At 68.1% G+C, this 18,162-nt stretch carries 7 protein-coding genes; 3 read left to right on the top strand and 4 right to left on the bottom strand.

Annotation, left to right across the window (positions count from 1 at the left end; all coding sequences use genetic code 11):
- Nucleotides 1-610: 610 nt before the first annotated feature.
- A complete protein-coding gene (locus ACWD68_RS16475; RefSeq protein ID WP_451807117.1) occupies nucleotides 611-3,382 on the bottom strand; it encodes a helix-turn-helix transcriptional regulator in 2,772 nt (923 codons plus the stop codon).
- Between the two features lie 390 nt (nucleotides 3,383-3,772).
- Here ACWD68_RS16475 and ACWD68_RS16470 point away from each other — a divergent pair, with 390 nt between their 5' ends.
- Nucleotides 3,773-4,972, top strand: a complete 1,200-nt coding sequence (locus ACWD68_RS16470) for an epoxide hydrolase family protein (protein WP_451807116.1) — start codon at nucleotides 3,773-3,775, stop codon at nucleotides 4,970-4,972.
- Between the two features lie 139 nt (nucleotides 4,973-5,111).
- Here the strand turns inward: ACWD68_RS16470 and ACWD68_RS16465 are convergent, their stop codons facing one another.
- Nucleotides 5,112-7,406, bottom strand: coding sequence for a SpoIIE family protein phosphatase (locus ACWD68_RS16465; RefSeq protein WP_451807115.1), 2,295 nt, complete (start codon nucleotides 7,404-7,406; stop codon nucleotides 5,112-5,114).
- Nucleotides 7,407-7,949: 543 nt separating this feature from the next.
- On the opposite strand from ACWD68_RS16465, the gene ACWD68_RS16460 reads away from it, so the two are divergent.
- The gene (locus ACWD68_RS16460; RefSeq protein WP_451807114.1) at nucleotides 7,950-8,696 is read left to right on the top strand and encodes a hypothetical protein; all 747 of its coding nucleotides are present in this window, start codon (nucleotides 7,950-7,952) and stop codon (nucleotides 8,694-8,696) included.
- Nucleotides 8,697-8,785: 89 nt separating this feature from the next.
- Here the strand turns inward: ACWD68_RS16460 and ACWD68_RS16455 are convergent, their stop codons facing one another.
- Together ACWD68_RS16455 and ACWD68_RS16450 are read right to left on the bottom strand one after the other, a co-directional pair.
- Nucleotides 8,786-12,508 carry a S8 family serine peptidase gene (locus ACWD68_RS16455; protein ID WP_451807113.1) on the bottom strand — a complete coding sequence of 1,241 codons (3,723 nt, stop codon included), beginning with the start codon at nucleotides 12,506-12,508 and terminating at the stop codon, nucleotides 8,786-8,788.
- A gap of 317 nt (nucleotides 12,509-12,825) precedes the next feature.
- Nucleotides 12,826-13,824 (bottom strand): winged helix-turn-helix domain-containing protein, encoded by a 999-nt coding sequence (locus tag ACWD68_RS16450; protein ID WP_451807112.1) that lies wholly within the window; start codon nucleotides 13,822-13,824, stop codon nucleotides 12,826-12,828.
- Nucleotides 13,825-14,344: 520 nt separating this feature from the next.
- Here ACWD68_RS16450 and ACWD68_RS16445 point away from each other — a divergent pair.
- The gene (locus ACWD68_RS16445; protein ID WP_451807111.1) at nucleotides 14,345-18,064 is read left to right on the top strand and encodes a S8 family serine peptidase; all 3,720 of its coding nucleotides are present in this window, start codon (nucleotides 14,345-14,347) and stop codon (nucleotides 18,062-18,064) included.
- Nucleotides 18,065-18,162 lie beyond the last annotated feature (98 nt).

Raw genomic sequence — 18,162 nt, 5'->3', positions numbered from 1 at the left:
CTTGCCAAGGGTCACAACGGCAACCCGCCGATCCAAAGCCCAGTCGTGTACGACCTCGACAACAGCCGTCATGTCCGAACCGGGAAGGTGGCAGGTGTCCAGGACGAGGGAGTCGAGGAAGGCTGGGATCAATCCCAGCACATGGTCCAGCGGCTCCCGGCGGCCGGCCTCGGAAAGCACATGACCGTCCGGACAGAGGGTGAGGATTGCGAGAGAGCCCAGTACCTGTACCTGGGTCGTGTAGGGCTTCATGGTGGCCTTCCCCTGACTCGGGGGCGGCAGCCCTGGAAAGCGAGGCCCTCTGAGGGCCGCGGGGTCCGGCGCACGGCGGGTGCCGTGAACATGTCCGGCGTTCAAAGCCGCGACGACACCACATCAATGCCGAGACCCACCGAAAACGGGGGCGGGGAGAAAGCCTCAAGCGACGGAACCAGGCTGGTCCATCACCTCAACCCTCTCACGGAACGCACCGCATGGAGCCGGCACAGCGCAGAAAGAGCCAGGAGGCTTCCGATGGGAGCCCAAACCGTCCGCCGCGGTGACGGCAGCGCACCGGCGGGGGGCGAGGCCTTGCCGCCGAGCCGCACGGCTCGCAAACGGGTCCCCCTGCCTAATGAGGGGGCATCGCTGTGTGGAGATGCCTACGCGAGCTGACTCCGAGCTTGGCGAAAACGTTGCCGAGGTGCCATTCCACGGTGCGTGGACTGATGAACAGCTGGTTCGCTATCTCCGCGTTGGTGTTTCCCTCCTCGGCCAGCCTGGCAATCTGGGTTTCCTGGCTGGTGAGTTCCAGATCGGCTCCGGCCGTGCGTGTGCGCGCGCTATCGCCGGTCGCCGACAGTTCTCTACGGGCGCGTTCGGCGAAGCAGTCGGCTCCTGCTTGACTGAAGGCCTCGTAAGCGGAGCGTAGGTGAGCCCGACTCTCCTGTCGCCGGTTCTCTCGACGGAGCCATTCGCCGTACAGCAGTCGGGCGCGGGCCAGTTGGATGGCGATCCGGCAATGTCCGAACGCTTCGATCGCCTCCTGATAGAGCGATTCAGCGGCCCGGCCATCGCTGAGCAGGGCTTGTGAGCACGCTTCCGTGCCTCGGGCCCAGGCGGTCCCGCCGGCGCGTGTGCGCTCGGCGAGTTCGGCCAGCGCCGCCGCGGCGGTGGCCGGCTGATCGCTGCGGCAAGCGGCCTCGATCAGTTCAACGAGAGCCCACCCGTAGGTTCCGAGATCCTCGTACCGGCATGCACTCGTCGCAGCCACGAGCGCGGCGTCGTAACGGCCGAGCCCGTTGTACTGGACTGCGGTCGCGTACTCGGCCAGGCCGAGAGCGCGCCCCTCACCCCGGACGCTCGCCTCTTTGACAGTGGTTTCCACGAGGTCGAGGCCCTGAGGTTGCTGAGCCTTCCAGCCTCCGAGCACGAGGGAGGCGTGAATCACGGCGGGGTTGCCTGTGACAGCCGAGATCGCTGTTGCCTCGGCGATCTCGGCAGCCGCGGTATCGAACTCTCCGGCGTAAATATGGAAGCAGGCCTGGTCGTTCAGAGCGATGGGCAGGATGGCGAGTCTGCCCGCCGCACGAGCTCCCTTCACGGCGCCGGCCGCCAGCTCCTCCCACGCTTCGTCGTCCCACAGCTCCAGCGCGAGGGATCCGGGAATCAACGAACTCGCCAGCCCGAAGCAGGGCCGGTCCTCGAGCACGGCGGGCTCCTGTTCCTGTCGGACAGCGTGCAGGGCGCGCTTGAGGTCTTCCGCGCATGCGGGGTAGCCGTCGATCGACAGGCCGGCCACGCTGTCCAGGAGCACATCGACCGTTCTGGGCATCACCGATGAAGGCCCGGCGCGGACTGCTGCGACGACCTCCTCCTGCACACGTTCTTCGTTCAGACGTCCGGCGAAGGTGGCTGCACCGACAGCTTCCAGGAGGGTGTCGCGGGCCGAGTCCGGGTCGAGCGATGCCAGGCGCCTTGCTGATTCGAGCAGGAGTGGGGGTGCGGTACTGCCCCGCGTTTGGGAGAAGTCCAGCCGGGCTCGCATCCGCTCGAGGCGGGCGTGCTGCAGGGCGTCGAGTGGGCCGGCCTCCGCGGCCGCCAGCAAGGTGTGGGCCTGGTCGACCCCGCCCGCATCGATTTCGACCCGGGCAGCGGCCAGTGCACGGGTGCTGCGGCGTTCGGGGTTCGGGGTCAGTTCCGCCGAGCGACGCAAGAATGAGGCTGTCGCCGCCACTCCTCCCCTGCGTTGGGCTCGACCGACCGAGCGCTCAAGGTCGGTGGCAACACTCTCGTCGGGCTGATTCGCGGCATGCGCGCGGTGCCACGCTCGGCGATCAGGGTCAAGATCGAGGTCGGTGGCCTCCGCAAGTGCCCGGTGTACCGCCCGTCGGTTGGGGGCGGGCATCTTGCGGTAGATGGCTGAACGGACCAGGAGATGGTGGAAACACACTCTGATCCCGAACTCGACCAGTCCGGAGGCTTCGGCTGGAACTGCGGCTGCCGCCACTGCTATGCCTTGGGCCGCTGCTGCGCGGAACAGCAGCCCGACGTCTCCGGTCGGCTCGGCGGCAGCGGTCTGGAGAAGCTGCTGGCTGTCTTGCGGGAGCAGCCGGAACTGCTGATGGAAGGCGTTCTCGAGAACGCTGTCCAAGGAATGGGTGCGCGGGAGCCAGAAGCCGCCCGCCAGCTCAATGGGCGCGAGAGTGTGCGGCAGGTGCAGCAGGGCCGTCGGGTTGCCATGGGCCTCGGCGACGATCTGGTCCCGCACCAGGGGGTCGAGCGGAACGCCTACGGCCGAACTGAGCAGGGCGCGGGCGTCGGGCTCGCTGAGACCTCCGACGGGCAACTGCGGCAGACCTGCCGTCTGGTCGTCCCCGGGTTCCTGCAAGGCGAAGATCAAGGCTACTGATGTGTCCTCCAGGCGCCTGGCGACGAAGGCCAGGACCTGCATCGACGTCTCATCGAGCCACTGCGCATCATCGATGAGGCAGACCAGCGGGTGGTCTTCGGCTGCCGTGGCCAGCAGATCGAGTACGGCCAGGCTCACAAGGAAGCGGTTGGCTGTCTTGCCGGCGAGGAGACCGAACGCGACGGACAATGCCTCACGCTGCGGGGCCGGCAGGTCGTGAAGCCCGTCCAGTATGGGCGCACACATCTGCTGGAGGCTTGCGTACGGCAACGCCATCTCGGACTCGATGCCGGAGACTCCGACCGTATGGAACCCGATGGCGTGGGTGGCTGCGTAGTGCAGCAGGGACGTCTTGCCTATGCCTGCCTCGCCGCGGAGGACCAGGACCGTGCCGTTTCCCGCCTGCGCTGCGGCCAATGTCTGCTCTAGAGCGACCAGTTGGTCGGTCCGGCCCCGCAGCGGGTTCTGTGAACCTACGGCGAGCTCGTCCATAGTCGATCATCCTGGTCCGCTGATAGGGGCGTTCCACAGTGCTGATCAGGTGTGAAGGCTTCGGGCCCTGTACGCGCCGCGTGCGGATTGTTCGCGCTACGTGACCTTCAAGGGCTCATGGCCAACGAGACGGTCAACCGGCCAAGTAGGCCAGGCGCCCGACCCACAAATTCAAAGGCTAACACTCTTCGAGAATTAGACACCCGACAAGCCGCTGACAGCAGTTGATACACCACGCCCTGTTACCAAGATCCGCCCTTTTCATCGGAACGCCCAATCCCGGGTCCTCCACCCACGGGGGTTCCCCTGGGGCGAACACACCCCATCAGGACCAACCTGAATCTGTCACTGACGCACGTCCTGACCACTACTGGCAGCAGGGAGATCCGAATGTCTGTCATGGACGAAACAACTGTTCAGCCGTTCACCGTCGATTTCTCCGACGAGGACGTCGCCGACCTTCGTCGGCGTATCGCCGCATCGCGCTTCCCCGAAAAGGAAACGACCACCGATGTGGAGCAGGGCACGCCGCTCGCGACCGTCAAGGCCGTCATGGAGTACTGGGGGAATGAGTACGATTTCAGCAGGGTGCAGAGGAACGTCAACGCCTTCCCGAACTTCGTGACCGAGATCGATGGGCTGGACATCCACTTCATTCACGCGCGTTCGCCGCACGAGGATGCTCTGCCCATCATCATCACCCACGGGTGGCCTGGTTCGGTCGTCGAGCAGCTGAAGCTGATCGAACCGCTCACCAACCCGACGAAGTACGGTGGTTCCGCGTCGGACGCCTTCCACGTGGTCGTCCCGTCCATGGCCGGCTACGGCTTCTCGGGCAAGCCTTCCGAGGCCGGCTGGTCGACTGAGCGGATGGCAAAGGCGTGGGTCGTCCTGATGGAGCAACTCGGCTACTCCCGCTACGTGGCCACGGGCGGCGACTGGGGCGCGGTCGTCACCGAACTCATGGCGCTGGAGACCCCTCCGGGGCTGGCAGGCATCCACGTGAACATGGCCGGCGTGGTTCCCCCCGCGATCGACGCGGCCCTCGGGACGGGCCAACCCATTCCCACCGACACCCCGCCGCTCTCGGAGGAAGAGCAAAAGGTAGTTGAACAGCTGAAGTACGTGTACTCCCACGTCGCCTATGCGCTCATCTCGGGGTCGCGGCCTCAGTCCCTGGCCGGTCTCGCGGACTCGCCCCTCGGCCTGGCAGCCTTCCTGCTCGACCACGACCGCGCCAGCCTGGAGCTGATCGGGCGGGTCTTCGTCGAGGGAGCGAAGGAGGGCCTGTCGCGTGACGACATCTGCGACAACCTCACGCTGTTCTGGCTGACGAACACGGGAGTGTCCTCCGGCCGTCTCTACAGGGAGAACAAGGCACCCTTCTTCAGCGCCAGGGGAGTCACCGTCCCGACGGCCGTGAGCGTCTTCCCCGACGAGCTCTACTCTCCCCCCAAGAGCTGGACGGAGCAGGCGTTCCCGAACCTCATCCACTACAACCGGCTCCCGAAGGGCGGCCACTTCGCCGCCTGGGAGCAGCCGGAGCTCCTCGTGAGTGAACTGCGCACGGGATTCCGGTCACTTCGCTGAACCGGCCCGTTTCCTCGCGTCACAGCCCGGCACGGCGGCCGAGTCCACGAGCAACTCGGCCGCCTCGGGCTGCGCGGGCACGCGCCCACTTCAAGTGCGGTGTCACGCGCCGGAGGAGGGAACCCTGCTTCACATCGCGTCATTCCTCGACCGCGGACTCCTCGGTCGGCAGTTCTGCCCAGACGCTCTTTCCCTGCTCCTGATAGCGGGCACCCCACTGCTCCGCGAGGCTCGCGATGATGAACAGCCCCCGGCCTGTCTCATCGACGGTGCGGGCATGTTTCACGTGCGGAGAGCTGGTCGCCGAGTCGCTGACCTCACAGGTCAGCATTCGCCCGTTGATCAGGCGTAGCCGCAAGGGGGGAGCGCCATAGCGCACCGCGTTGCCGACGAGCTCGCTGGCGATCAGTTCGGTGGTGTACGCCGTCTCTTCGTCCGTGCCCCAGAGCTGCAGCTGACGCCGGACCGCCGCGCGGGCGATCGGTGCCGCCTCGGGGTCCGCAGGCAGGTCGCAGGTCAGTACCCGTTCGGAGGGGAGCGGCTTCGTACGGGCGAGGAGGAGCAGGGCTTCGCCGCCTGTGAGCTCGTTCGCGATGTCAGCGCACACGTCGTCCTGGGGCCTTCCGCCGGCGCTGTCCAGGAGGGGCCGTAGCCGACCGGACGGCGACAGAACCTCGTCCCCGAGCGTGGCTGTGCCCATCGCCAAGGTGCTCCCCAAGGGCAGGTCGACGGTTGTCGAGGGGAACGGTGCGGTGCTGGTTTCGGCGAGCAGCGGACCGAGGGGGACGGACAGGTCTGCCGAGGTGCCGCCGGGAAGGATGACGACCGGCTCGGGCAGACCTGCGCGCGCGATGGTGCAGGTGAGATCGACCGGGTCATAGATCACGATGGCGCAGGCGGCGGTGATCGGCTCACCGTGCGGGCGATCTGCGGGTGGCATGGCGGCGTAGGCGGCGGCAAGGCGGGCCGTGGTGTCGCTCAGGCGGGCCAGCAGTTCGTCGACCTGCAGATCGAGGGCCGCGAGTGTATGGATGGCTGTCCGCAGCAGTCCCATCGTGATGGCTACGGTGATTCCCTGGCCTGTGACGTCACCTACGATCAGCGCGGTCCGCGCGCCGGGCAGGTCGATCACGTCGAACCAGGCTCCACCTCCTTCCGGGTCGGGAACGTACAGGTGGGAGATGTCCAGGGTGTCCTGCGTCGCGGGGTGTTGAGGGAGCAACCTGCGTTGGACGGTCGACGCCACGACCCACTCGCGCATGTACCGGCTGGCGTTGTCGATGCAGAGCGCAGCGTGCGCGCACACGGCGGACGCGACCGCGACGTCCTCCTCTTCGAAAGGGTCCTGTCGCTGGTCGCGGTAGAAGGTGACCACGCCCAGCGCACGGTCGTGCAGCGTCAGCGGTGCGACGATCAGGGAACGGGCACCCGACCGGTTGATGAGGTCGGCGCGGACCGGGTCGGCGGCCAACCACGAACTGTCCTCGTCGAGAAGGACGAGGCGCGGCCGAAGGTCGGACAGAACGCCTGAGAAGGGGGTTCCGGCCGGCAGGGGGCGCACCTCGCCCACCGGGTAGTGCGAGACGGAACCCTTGAAGGCCGCTCGGCGCAGTGGAGTGTCCTGATGAGCGGGAACCACCGGTGGCTCCTCGCCACAGACGATGGCTTCGACCACGTCGACGACGGCCGTGCCCGCAAACTCGGGCACGGTGGCTTCCACTACATCTCGGCACACGGTACCCACTGCCGGTTCGGGCCTGACGCGGGCGCGGATCTTGTCCAGGAGGGCCTGGCGGTCGTGTACGTTCTCCCGCTCGGTGACGTCGGTGGCGAACGTCAGCAGTCCGAGCACGTTGCCGGCGGAGTCCTCCAGGCGGAAGTAGGAGACGGCGTGAACGCGGCGCCTGGACCGGCCTGGTGCTGGGGTGCCCCGGACGAGCCGCTTCACCACCGGCTCTCCGTGCTCCAGAACCCGACGGGCTACGACGGTTTCTTCCTCGGGGTCCGCGAGGTCGTACACCTCCGTGAAGTGCTTGCCCAGCGAGTGCTCCGCCGGCATGCCATTCAGTCCGCGTGTGGTGGCGCTCGTGCGGACCACGCGCAGGTGGTCGTCGAGTACGTACAGTCCCACCGGGAACTGAGTGAAGACAGCCCTCAGAATCGCTTCGCCCTGCCGGGACGGAGTGTCTGCGGCCGCGCGCACCTGCCAGAGCACGGAATTGCCGCGCAGTACCGGTTTGACCAGCACCGCAGTGTCTTCGGAGGGGCCTTCGTACCGCCATTGGCCCTCGGCGGCGAGTTCGGACATGAGGGCGGTCACGGGCCGGCCGACAGCTTCCTCGGACGACCGTCCGAACAGTTCCTCGGCCGGACGACTCCACTCGATCACCCGGCCGCCCTCATCGACCAGTGCGAACAGGTCCATGCTGGGCATTCACGTCACTCCCGGAACCAAGATCTTGCTCCTGGCCGTCAGCCGGCCCGCCGGGCGGATCGCCGATGCGGCGGCGGTGTCGCTCGCTCTCCACCGTGTCATGGATGGTTGGGCGTCGCATCCGAGGAACACACGCATGACACATCGAGCCGGGGCCGCCCGGTTCGGAGCTAAGCCCATGCAGGACAGGGCCCCATCGAGCCCATAGCCGGGATCCGGTCAGGCAACTGGCCCAGGAGCAAAGCCACTTCACGGCGAACAGAAGCGAGACGGGGACCAGAAGGCCATCCTCGAAGCCGGGCCGGCCGTCACCAAGTGGCGCTGAGGGTAGGCTGCCCCGATGCACGAGGCCGCACGTCCGGGCGTACGAGGCGACCCCTGCGGCTTGTGCGTGCTGTTCCCTCTTGTCCGGGCCTTCGGACCTGACAGCATCGCTGCGAGACCGGCCAGTGCGCTACGGCTCCTCGATCAGCTCGGCTCGGGCAACACAGGACCCGCTCAACGGCCATGGCGCGCACGAAGGCACGACCGAAGGGGAGCAGGGTGATTTCCGAACCGGAGATTTCTGGGGATTTCGGTGCGTTCGAAACCCAGGAGATAGGTGGCTTCGACCGGCCGCTCGTCACCCGGCGGGGGCCCCGACGTCCGTGGTGGTGGGCGCTGGGAGGAATGATCGTTGCGTCGGCTGTCTGGGCAGCAGCCGTTTTTGCATTCGGCCTGGTTGACGAGAAGCCGGACGCACGCGGGTACCAGCTCAGCCGGGACGTCTGCCGGTCCGTGCGGCTGACCTCGCTCGGTGCGGAGATCGCCCCCAGAGACTCCACCAGCATGATCGACTCCGGGCTGCTGAAGCATCCCGCCCTGGATCAGATCCAATGCCTCATATCGCTTCGCCCTCCGGACGCTGCCCAACAGCCCAGCAGCGGCTGGATCATCGACTACACCGCTGGTATCAAGGTGGCTCTGCACAAGGAGAACGACCCCAGCGCTGAATTCGAAGCACAGCGTCGGGTGACCGCCCTCGGTGTCGTCCCTGAAGCGAACCTGCAGCCCGTTGCCGATCTCGGCGACAAGGCATACCTGATCACCCAGGACATCAGCACCGTCGAGCTGCGGGTCCTGGAGGGCGGCGCGGTCCTCTCACTCAGCCTTTCCGCCATGCCCAGTTACCGCGAGGACTCCGGCAGCAAGCTCAGTGAGAGTGAGGAGCCGGACGTCCCTGATGTGTCTCCCTTCAAGCGGGCCATGATCAATGACATGCGCGATCTGATGTCCGGCCTCAAGTCGTGAACCGTGAGTCCGGGGCGCGGACTCCTCGCGGTCGCGGGCGGGGCCGCCGGCTGCGGCCCCGCCCGGCGGGAGTGCTACGTCAGGTGATGTCAGCGCAGGCCGAAGGCCCGAGTGATCGTCTGCGAGACGCTGTTGTCGGCGTTGTCCTTGGCGGTGCTCCGGAGCGTGACGAAACGCGCGGACTTCGGCGCGTGCAGGGCTGTCCGCCATGCGTGGCCGTGCCGGTCCAGCTCTGACCGCTGCCAGGTCGCCCCGTCGTCGTAGGAGACTTCGAGTGAGGGCTTGCCGATGGCGGCCGTCGTGCCGGGCAGGTGGGAGGCAGCCACTGTCAGTTCGGCACGCCGCTGCGCCCGGCCCGTCCTGTCGGTGTCCACGCCGTAGTCGAGCTGGATCAGCGGAAGGGACTGGGCCGACTCGGTGCCGGTGGCCGCGGAGGTGAACTTCCACTCGGTCAGCGTGTGCGTCGAGTAGGGGCTGCCCCAGGCATCCCGGTCGTTGTCGACCACCAGCCGGTAGGGCAGCCGCTGCGCGGCAAGGCCGGAAACCGGCAGGAACTCGGAGTTGCCCCAGTTGAGTTGCCGGTCGCCCTGGTAGAGCGACATCCAGTCCTTGACGTCGAAGTTGCCTCTGGCTTCTCCGACATGACCCGATCCGGAGTCGCCCCAGCCGGGCGCCGGAATGTACACCGCGTCGAGGTAGCGGACCGGCTGATAGCCGTTCGGGCCCATCCGGGGCCGCTGGATCGGCCCGAACCAGTTGACCTCGGTGGTCGTTCCGGCCCGGTAGTGGAGGACGTCGATCGAATGCTGCCCTGTCTCGGAGGGAATGAAGGCGTCGTCCACCCAGTCGGTGTCCTTGGTGACCCAGTCGGTCCGCTCGCCCTGGGCAGGGGCCGAGACCGGGTTTCCGACGGCCCAGCCCCGCCAGACGTCGGTGCGGAACTCCATCGCCTTGCCCGGCCGGTAGTTGCGGAACGAGACGTCCACGCGGGCCAGGTCGCTCGGCTTCACCCGCCAGGTCGGGTCCGCCGGGACGGCGCCGGACCAGTGGCGCACCACGTCGTAGAGGTAGTCGGTGGTGGGGTGCGAGGTGACCTTCACCTTGGTTGCTCTCTTCTGGAGCACGGCGATCAGGTCACCGCCCTGGTCGGCGTCGAGCGTGGCCACCGTCAGCGGAGCCGGGCTTTCGGGGCCCCAGAGGGTTTCGTCCCAGGGCTGCAGTCGGCCGATGCCGTCGTTGACGACCAGGAGCACGAGCGCGCCCGCCGCTGCGGCGGCTTTCGCCTGTGCCGGGATCCCGGCCGGGTTGCTGCCCCGCACCACCACGGCCTTGCCGCGTACATTCTGCCGGGCCAGTTCCTCGGCCGTGCCCGCGCCGGCGAAGACCGCCGTCAGCTGCCGGGTGCCGGCCGGCAGCGGCTTGGCCGCGCGCTTGACCAGCGGGTCGTCGAAGGTCTGCGATTTCGTGGCCAGGCTCAGCGCCGGCTGCTCGAGGCGGAAGCGGGCGCCGAACTCGAACTCGCCGTCGGTGACCTTCTTGCCGGTCGGGAGCGCCCAGACGCTGTCGTAGGACTCGTTGGGCAGCATGGAGGTCTCGTCGTAGCGATCGGTGCCGTACCGCCTGCTGATGTCCAGGCGCGGCGCGACCGCGGTGGATTCCCTCGGTGTGCGTGCCAGGATCTGACGGGCCTTGCGGGCGTCCAGGGTGACGGTCCGGTCCTGGTCCAGCTGGACATCGGTGACGCTGAGCATCGCCATACCCAGAGAGTGGGGCCCGTTGGCCCCCTGCACGTCGGCAATGAGCCATGCGCTGTAGCTGCCGTCGGGCAGCCGCAGGGTGTCGGTTCCGGACTCGTCGAGGTGGTAGGTCCCGGAGAAGTGCTTCGAGGTGAGGACGAAGTAGCCGCTGAGCGGCGTGCCCGACCGGTCCTTCGCAACGACGGTCAGGTTCTGCCGCTTCCCTTCCTTGGCGGCGCCGATCAGGGTCCGGGCCCGCACTGCTCCGGCGCTGTCCGTGCCGGTGATCGTGCCGCTGATCGGCCGATCGGCCGGCAGCAGGTCCAGTGCCGCGGTCAGGGTGACCGAGGTGGTGTCGTGGGCGGGGATGGTGATCCGGTCGTCGGAGAGGGTGAACAACCCCGCCGGGTCGGCGGCGTTGATCGCCAGGTCCAGGCTGACTGGAGCGTCGCCGTCGTTGGTGTACGTCACCTTCCGGACGTCGGTCTCTGCGGGCTTCGTGGGCCATGCGTGAAAACCGGAGTAGGCGCTGGTTGTCGCGAAGACCGAGGCGTGTACTGCCGCCAAGGCGTCGAGCCGCCCGCTGCCGGCTTGGTACGGGGTGTACGACGGGGTGGCCTTGGCGCTGCTGACCAGTGCATCCTTCAACTGGTGGCCGGTCCAGTCGGGATGGGCTGCGGCCAGCAGTGCGGCAGCGCCGGCGACGTGGGGTGTCGCCATCGACGTGCCGCTCATGGTGGTGTAGTAGCCCGAACCGGAGCTGTCCTTGGAGCGGGCCGCCAGGATATCGACCCCGGGGGCGGTGATTTCGGGCTTCAGCCCTCCGTCGCCGCTGCGCGGGCCCTGGCTGGAGAACGTGGCGAGCTTGTCCGCGGAGTCGACGGCGCCGACGGTCAGCGCGGAGTCCGCCGTACCGGGGCTGTCGATCGTGGAGGGGCTCGGGCCGCTGTTGCCTGCCGCGATGACGAACAGCGCGCCGGTCTCCCTGCTGAGCCGGTCGACCGCCTGGCTCATCGGGTCGGTCGCGTCGCCGCTACCGCCCAGGCTCATGCTGATGATCCTGGCCTGCTGGTCCCGGGCGGCCCATTCCATGCCCGCGAGGATCCAGGACTCCTGTCCGCTGCCCCGGCGGTCGAGTACCTTCCCGATCTCCAGCCGGGCGCCGGGCGCGACGCCCCGTTCCTTTCCGTCAGAGGCACTGCCGGTGCCGACGATCGTCGAGGCGACGTGGGTGCCGTGGCCGACGGAGTCGGTCATCTCCTCGTCGCTCGGCACGAAACTCGCGGTGGCATCGATCTGCCCGGCGAGGTCGGGGTGTTCGGTGTCCACGCCCGTGTCGAGGACCGCGACCTTCACGCCCTTGCCGGTGTTCCCCTGCGCCCAGACCTGCTGCGCGCCGATCTGGGCGGTCGAGTCGGCCAGGTCGGCCTTCACCTTGCCGTCGAGCCAGATCTTGGCGATGCCACCCGCGAAGGCCGGGTGCGCCGATCGTGCGGCTGCCGCGGCGGACCCGCCGGTGAGCGCGGACCAGAACGCCGTCGCCTGCTCGCGCTTCTGCCCGAGGGCCGCGCCCTGGATGCTGTCCAGTCGTCGGGCGGCGGTCGAGCCGGCCATCCTCGGCTGGGTCCGGGACCTGGCTGCGGCATCCGTGTAGCGGACGATGAGCGGCAAAGCGGCGCTGTGCGTGTCGTCGTAGCCGTCGGCGAGCAGCCGCGTCACGTTGAACAGCCGCTTGTCGAGCTTGCCCGCGCTGATGTAGGGCAGGGCGGCGTCGGGGTAGACGTATGTCGAGCCGTCGATGACGGAGGTGTGGAAACCGGTGGCGCTTCCGTTCGGTCCTTCGAAGGACCGGATGGCGGTGCCGTCGGCGGCGGTGCCGATCGTGACCTTGTCACCGGTGATCAGGGTGACGCTGTGGGTGCCGCCGCTTCCTGACGGCCGGTGAACGGCGCCGGCGGACGGCGTGGGACCGGTGTCCCCGGGGACCGCGGCGGTGGCTGGTACGACCCCTATCGCCAGAGCCGCGACCGCGGCAAGCGCGATCGGCCCTGGTCGGGGAATGGGAACGCTGGGCAAGGAGACCCCTCGAGTGAGGTGAGAACGCAGGAGCACGTACGGTGCCGGGCGTCCTCCGCCACCACCTGGGGGTGCCTGTGTCGGCCATGCCCCCGGGCCCAGGTTCATCGGTCATGCGACTGCATGACCCCGACTCGTGGCTGTTCAGGTAACCGTGCGCCGTCGACTCCTGCTGACTGTCGGTTCAGCCTCACCTTCGAGCGTCGCCGCGTCGACCTGATTCGGTCTGGCCCGAACAACGACATTCCGCACAGCAGGGACCAACCGATCTCGCATGGGTGGCCGAGCTCCCGGCCGCCGGTCGCCGACGCGGCTTGTCAGCCTCCCTCCGAGGTGTTGAGGAGTACCAGGCCGAGGGAGGTGAGGCTGTGCAGCATGGAGTTCCGGTGGCGGAGAGATCGGATCAGTCCGGCCTCGCGGAGAATCGTCGCGTGCTCGCTCGCGCTCGCGGGTGCGATACCCGCGCGAGCGGCCAATTCCTTGGTGGAACAGCCCTGGTGCTCTGCGATGGTGGTGAGCACCGCAGTGCGCGTGCGGCCCAGAAGCGTCGACGCGCCCGAGGTGCGTGCCTGGCCCGGCGCGGAGGCAAGGGCGGTGAGTTCACGGGGGCGCTGGTCCAGGCAGACGGGGTAGCTCACGGAGACGGGCCGGCCGTCGGTGACGATGGCGCGGGTGCAGAACATCGACGGAATGAGCAGGAAGCCCTCCCCTTCCAGGTAGAGGTCCCGGTCGGCTCCGCTCACCATGCGGATTTCCAGAACTGGCGGTTTCCACCGCATCCATTGAGGGTTGGCCTGGGTCAGCAACTGCTCGACACCGCCGGTGAGGAATTGCTGAAGGCGCAGAGTCCGATCGACCGCCAGGCGTTCGGTGAACTGGGCCCAGTACGGAGCCAGCAGGCACGCGTAGAGATGGCTGAGCCCTGTGCAGAGTTCGGAGAGCAAGGACGCATCGTCCGCCAGGCGGTGGGTCCACGCGGGCAGCGCAGGATGACGAGGCGCTATTTCCAGCAGATTCGCCCTTACACGTTCGCGAGGTGTGCTGCGTACGTATTCCAAAAGCTCTTCGACAGGTCCGACTTGAACAGGGCTGATAAAGCCTGGCGAATATCCCACAGCGGGCATGAGTGCCAGCGCCATACGAGCCTGGGCGGACAACTGCGCGCGAGCACGGTGCCGCCAGGCGTCGAGCCGGGCGGGCTGGCTGCGGCTCTGCAGGGCCCGCGCCGCAAGTTCCAGCTCATGCAGCGGCATCGGCCCTTCGGCCACACGTGTCCGGGCCAGATCCTGAACCGTGAAGTGTATGCGGTAGACCATGACAGCCTGGGGCGTTCCTTCCGGAATGTCGTTCTTCGGGTCAGGCCGAATCAGGTCGAGATCGTAGCGATCAAGAGGGAAGCTGGGCCCACCAGCCAGCGGACATGCTAAATGGCCCAGGCAGGTGCATGCAGCGGCACGTTGTGGGACCCGGGCCCAGCGCCGCGGCACGCGCACACCCCCGGCATGCTTTCGCTTGCTTCGAGAAGGGTTGCTTCCGGGGATGACCGAACATCTCGTCACCCATTCAAGCGCCGGCTGCCGCTGAGGGGTTTGCCCAGCACCCCGCCATCCCACACCACCGCCGGACACCGGCGCGCACGTACTGATGCGCCCTGCGGCGATCCGCATCGCGAGTGCGGGCCATCGACGAAGCAACTCCGACAGCTCTGAACAGCTGACCAATTCCTTTGGGCAACAGGCCTTTCTTTGTTGCGAGTTGACGGAATGCCACGTGAGACCGGCGGAAGCCTTTCAAGGAGGAGAAGTGCAGCGAACCGCTGCTCGAAGAATGGGCACGATGGCACTGGGCGCCGCGGTCGCGGTGCTCGGCGGCGTCCTCGTGCCCGTCGCTGAGGCGGTGCCCGCCGCCCAGCCACCGGCGGCGAACTCGGCACCCGGCAAGGGCGCCCCGCCGACCCGGACCGTCACGCTCATCACCGGCGACAAGGTGACCGTCACCCCGGGGGCCAAGGGAACACCCGCCACGGTGAGTGTGAAGCGCCGTGCGGGCGCCACCGGATCGGTGCAGACCATCACCGATGAAACAGGCACCTATGTGTACCCCGACGACGCTGAGGCCTATGCCGCCCAGGGCCTTCTCGACAAGCGGCTCTTCAACGTCACCGGCCTCGTCGCGCAGGGCTACGACGATGAGCACGCCGCCGCGCTGCCCCTGATCATCGTCCGCGACACGGACGCCTCGCGGCTCGCCGGCACGGACTTGCCGGGCATCGCCGTCAAGCGGCACCTCGCGTCCGTCCACGCTGAGGCGGTGAGCGCGGACCGGGCCAAGGCAGCGAGCCTGTGGACCGCACTTACGGCGGCACCGAAGGGCACGGCCGACCGCAAGACCACCGGCGCACCGTCCCTGCCCGGCGCCATCCACAAGATCTGGCTGGACGGCAAGGTCAAGACGGCCCTCGCGGACAGCACAGAACAGATCGGCGCGCCACAGGTCTGGGGCGAGGGCACCATCGGCACCGGCGTCAAAGTGGCCGTACTCGACACGGGAGTCGACGCCGACCACCCGGATCTGTCGAAACGCATCGTCAGCAGCCGCAGCTTCGTGCCCGGCGAGGACGTCACCGACCGCCGCGGACACGGCACGCACGTCGCCTCGATCATCGCCGGCACGGGCGCGGCCTCGGAAGGCAAGGAGAAGGGCGTCGCCCCCGGCGCGGATCTGGCCATCGGCAAGGTCCTCTCCGACGGCGGCACCGGAACCGAATCCGGGATCATCGCCGGCATGGAGTGGGCCGCCCGCACCGAGCACGCCAGGGTCATCAGCATGAGTCTGGGCAGCTCCTCCGCACACACCCAGACCGACCCCATGAGCCAGAGCGTGAACGCGCTCAGCGAGGAGACGGGTGCGCTCTTCGTCATAGCCGCAGGCAACTCCGGGCCCGGCCCGTACACCGTCAACTCACCCGGAACGGCGGCGACCGCGCTGACCGTGGGCGCGGTGGACTCCTCCGACCAGATCGCCGGCTTCTCCAGCAGCGGCCCGCGGGAAGGGGACGACGGCCTCAAGCCCGACCTGACCGCCCCCGGGGTGAATGTGCTGGCGGCCCGCTCCCAGTACTTGAGCGGTGAGGGCTTCTACACGACCAAGAGCGGTACGTCGATGGCCACTCCGCATGTCGCCGGCGCCGCCGCGCTGCTCGCGGAGAAGCACCCCTACTGGACGGGGCAGCAGCTCAAAGACGCTCTGATGAGCACCAGCACGGCGACACCGGACATCTCTGCCTACCGTGGCGGCTCCGGGCGTGCCGACGTTCTCGCGGCCTTCCGCACGCAGATCGTCGCTTCCGGCTCCGTCGACACAGGCCTGATCAAGTGGTCGCCCGACCCGCAGCCGGTCGAACGCCGCATCACCTACACCAACAGCGCAAGCAGTCCGGTGACACTGCGGCTCACGCTGGACCGGGAAGAAGGTCCCAGCACGCTGTTCGCCCTGGGCGCCGACCAGGTCACCGTGCCCGCGCACGACAGCGCGTCGGTGGGCCTCACCATCGACCCGCGCGGTGTGGCCGTCGGCAGCCACGCCGGACAGGTCGTCGCACGAGACAGCGCGGGCGCGGTGGCAGCGCACACCGTCCTGGGCGTCACCACCGAATCCGAGCGCCACGACCTGACGCTCCTGGCGAAGGACCGCGAGGGCCGGCCCATGTTCGGCACGGCCACGCTCGTGGCCGCGCATGATCCGAACTTCCGGTTCGTCAAGGTGCCGGAGACCGGGCTGACCCTGCACCTGCCCCGCGACACCTACTCCGTGATGATGTTCAAGGATGTGCAGGGAGCGCACGGACCGCACTCCATGGGCATGGCCCTGCTGGGCGATCCGGAGATCGAGCTGACGCAGGACAGGACGGTCGCACTCGATGCCTCCCAGGCACACCAGGTACGGGCTCTGACGCCCAAGCCGAGCATGCCGAGCAACACCAGGGTCGAGTACTGGCGCTCGTTCACGTCCGCGCGACCGGAGCCCGGAACGTTCGGGGACTGGATCGCGAGCAGGATGATCGACCCCGGCTACGACAGCGTCTGGGCACAGCCCACCCCGGAGAAGGTGACGCACGGGGGCTTCGCCTTCACGACGAGGTGGCGGGCCCAGCAGACCCCGCTCACCCTTTCCCACGGCGGACAGGACCTGGACGTACTCCCCCAGCGCGGCGCCAAGCACCTTCCGGACGGCACGACGACCGTGGACGCCGTCTTCGCGGGCACGGGGACGCCCGCCGAATACGCCCGCCTGTCAGCCAAGGGCAAGGTCGCCGTGGTGCGCCGCGGCCCCGCCGTCACCCCCTATGAGCAGTCCCAGGCCGCCCGGGCCGCCGGAGTGAAGCTGCTCCTCGTGGTCAACGACGGAACGGGGCGGCTGAACACCTGGTACGGCGACGCCGACTACCAGTCCCCCGGACCGGTGGCGGTCGCATCGGTGACTCAGGACGAAGGCGAGGCGCTGATCGCCGACATCTCCGCATCGCGCGGCGCCCAGGTACGCCTGCGGGCGACGGCACACCCCGTTCCCTCCTACCTGTACGACCTGGTCAGTTACCACACGAAAGGCATTCCCGAGGACCCGACCTACCGGGCCGACTCGCGGAACCTGGCACGGGTGAACGTCACCTTCGGGCAGGACAAGAAGACCCCCGCCACGGAGATGCGGATGGACTGTCCGCCGTACGTCTTCGGCGGTGGCTGGAACTTCCTCCCCGAGCCCGTGGCGCGCGGACCGCGCACCGACTGGGTCTCCACAGGCGGCGACAGCAAGTGGCAGCAGAAGGTCAGCATCCCGAACCTGCTGACCGAGACGTCAGAACCGGTGTCGTACGCATCCGCCGATACCCATGAGGACCGGTGGCTCACCCCGGTCATGCGTCCGCGCATGATCAGCGAGGATCTCCCGGTACGGCGGGACGGCAGCGTGCTGGACTTCAGGACGCGCGCCTGGGGCGACAGCGGAACGGCACACGCCGGCGAGGGCTACGGCAGCGGGCTGTCCCAGCGGACATCCCTCTACCAGGGCGACACCCTGCTCGCCGAATCGGACTTCGACAGCGGATACGCCTGGGACCTGTCCCCGGATCCGCTGCCCTACCGGCTCGTGGTCGACGCCACCGGCGACACCGCGTCGTTCAGCCCCTACTCCACCACCACACACACCGAGTGGACCTTCGTCTCCGAAGAAGCGGAGAGAAGGACCATTCCGCTGGTGCAGCTCGACTACGGAGTCGATCTGAACGCCGAGGGCGAGGCCCGCCGCACCGCAGGCCTCACGCTCACCCCCTCGGTACTCGGCGCACCGAAAACCGACGTGTCCTCCGTGCGACTGGAAGTCTCCTACGACGACGGAACCAGCTGGCACCGGCAGAACACCCTCCATCACAACGGCACCTGGAAGGCTCTCCTGGCCGCGCCGGACTCGGCGTCGTTCGTGTCTTTGCGGACCACCGCCAAAGACGAGACGGGGGGCTCGGTCACCCAGACCGTCATCCGGGCCTACGGCCTGAAGTGACCCACGGTCCCATGACGCACCCCTCTCCGGAGTTTGTCCACAGCCCCAGCAAATTGTGTGACCGCTCGCCGACAACGTGCAGGGTTGGCCGATTTGCC

Source organism: Streptomyces sp. NPDC005141 (genome assembly GCF_053599975.1).
This window is presented reverse-complemented; position numbering and strand designations above follow the sequence as displayed.

Excerpts from the sequence above, each read along its gene's own strand:
- ACWD68_RS16475 (WP_451807117.1), bottom strand. The coding sequence starts at position 3,382 with ATGGACGAGCTCGCCGTAGGTTCACAGAACCCGCTGCGGGGCCGGACC.
- ACWD68_RS16470 (WP_451807116.1), top strand. The coding sequence starts at position 3,773 with ATGTCTGTCATGGACGAAACAACTGTTCAGCCGTTCACCGTCGATTTC.
- ACWD68_RS16465 (WP_451807115.1), bottom strand. The coding sequence starts at position 7,406 with ATGCCCAGCATGGACCTGTTCGCACTGGTCGATGAGGGCGGCCGGGTG.
- ACWD68_RS16450 (WP_451807112.1), bottom strand. The coding sequence starts at position 13,824 with ATGGTCTACCGCATACACTTCACGGTTCAGGATCTGGCCCGGACACGT.
- ACWD68_RS16445 (WP_451807111.1), top strand. The coding sequence starts at position 14,345 with ATGGCACTGGGCGCCGCGGTCGCGGTGCTCGGCGGCGTCCTCGTGCCC.